This is a genomic window from Corallococcus llansteffanensis, assembly GCF_003612055.1.
Taxonomy (GTDB): Bacteria; Myxococcota; Myxococcia; order Myxococcales; family Myxococcaceae; genus Corallococcus; species Corallococcus llansteffanensis.
On record NZ_RAWB01001069.1, the window covers coordinates 1 to 1,056 of the forward strand.

Annotated in this window: 1 protein-coding gene and 1 pseudogene; one reads left to right on the forward strand and one right to left on the reverse strand. The window is 75.1% G+C overall.

Annotation, left to right across the window (positions count from 1 at the left end; translation table 11 throughout):
• Positions 1-26: 26 nt before the first annotated feature.
• Positions 27-611, forward strand: coding sequence for a DUF2378 family protein (locus tag D7V93_RS43380; protein ID WP_120648707.1), 585 nt, complete (start codon positions 27-29; stop codon positions 609-611).
• An 18-nt stretch (positions 612-629) separates the two neighbouring features.
• Here the strand turns inward: D7V93_RS43380 and D7V93_RS43385 are convergent.
• Positions 630-1,056 (reverse strand): annotated as a pseudogene (locus D7V93_RS43385) (serine protease); the annotation flags it as partial.

Consider the following 1,056-nt stretch of genomic DNA (forward strand, 5'->3'; position numbering starts at 1 on the left):
GGGCTGGACCCTGGGGGGGTTGGCGCATGGAGTCATGGACTGAAGCAGGAACGACGGGGGAGCCGCGGCTCCCGCTGGCGCCGGTGTTGGTGCCGCGTCGCAACTTCGAGGGGCTGTTCCAGCACGCGCTGCGGCCGTCGGGTGGTTTCGCCCAGGCGCTGCGGGACGTGGGGTACGACCCGGAGACGGCGCCGGAGTACCTCCCGCTGGAGGTGTGGCGCGCGGCGCTGGCGGTGGCGCGGCGGCACGCGTGTCCGGGCCTGGCGGGCGAGGAGGCCAACCGGGTGCTGGGGCGGCACTACGTGGAGGGTTTCGCGCAGACGCTGGTGGGCCGCATCTTCGCCTCGGCCGCGCCGCTGCTGGGCGTGGAGCGGTGCCTGTCGCGCCTGCCCACGTACCTGCGCGCGGGCCGCGAGGACATGAAGCTGAGGCTGGAGGCGGTGCGCGCGCGCGAGTGGCGGGCGACCGTGGTGGACGCGGATCCGCTGCCGGACTTCGTGGCGGGCGTGGTGGAGCAGGTGCTGCGCCGCACGCGGGTGCTGCCGCGCGTGGACGTGCTGGAGTGCGCCTCCCACGCCTATGCGCTGCGGATCCGCTGGGACGAGGTCTGACGGGCGCCCCGCGCCCCGCTAGTTGAGGTACGTCTTCGGCGGGGAGCGCTTCTGGGAGGAGGCGAGGCTCGAGGGGCGCGACTGCCGCCAGCGGCCGATGACGTCCATCAGCCCGTCGAACGTGTCGCGCAGGGCCCAGGCGCGGTCCTCCGCGTCCAGCAGGCCCTCGCACCGCAAGAGGCCGTCGCGCAGCGCGCGCTGGACGCCGGGGCAGTCGTCGCGCTCGTCGATGAGCTGTTCGGCGGTGTGGGCGTAGAGCCGGTAGCAGCCCTCCACGTCGCCCCGGTTGTAGGCGGGAGCGCCCACGTTGATGGCCTGGCCAAGCAGCGCGGCCACGGCCTCCACGGCGGGCATCGCGCAGCCGTCCAGCAGGCCCACTGGATGCTGGGGCACCTGGCGCACGCGGCTGGCGCGCAGCCGGGGCGCGTCCAGCGCGGACAGGGGG